Genomic DNA, 544 nt, shown 5'->3' on the forward strand with positions numbered 1-544 from the left:
CGGAACTCGGCGCGGCCGTCCGGGTCGGCGAGGGCGTCGGCGAGCGTCTCCAGGCGGCCGTGGTGGCCGTAGCGCTGCCAGGCCGGGCCGGTCAGCCCGAACTTCCGCAGGTGCTCCAAGGTGGTGGCGACGACCGGAATCCGGCCGCTGTAGTCGTAGAAGTAGGCGTCCTCGCCGTAGTCGCTGCCCCGGGTCCACCGGGGCTTCCAGAAGGGCTCAGAGGCGTCCTGTACGGCCTCCAGGCGGTTCTGCACGGCGACCGGCCCGAGACGTCCGCCGAAGACGATGGCGACCGGCGGGAAGACCGCGTTCACGTCCTCGCCCCAGACGGCGGCGGGGCGGTGGTTGTACATCAGGTGCCAGTACGGCCGGGTCTCCTCACCGCGCTTGGCCGTCCGCTCGAAGAACCGCTTGTACCGCTCGAACTTCGCGGCCACCGTCTCCGGCGTCATGGTGCCCCGGTCGACCTCCACCAGGAACACCGGCAGGCCGAGCTGCGGGGCGCGCAGCACCGCGTCGGTGATCGCCCGCATCTTCGGGCCAA

The 544-nt window shown here is 71.7% G+C and carries 1 protein-coding gene; it reads right to left on the reverse strand.

Annotated features, from left to right (window positions below; genetic code table 11):
- Positions 1-544, reverse strand: a 544-nt coding sequence (locus VR45_RS34860; protein ID WP_199926062.1) for a replication-relaxation family protein, incomplete at both ends; no start/stop codon positions are given.

The organism is Streptomyces sp. NRRL S-495 (assembly GCF_000966955.1).
Classification (GTDB): Bacteria; Actinomycetota; Actinomycetes; order Streptomycetales; family Streptomycetaceae; genus Kitasatospora; species Kitasatospora purpeofusca.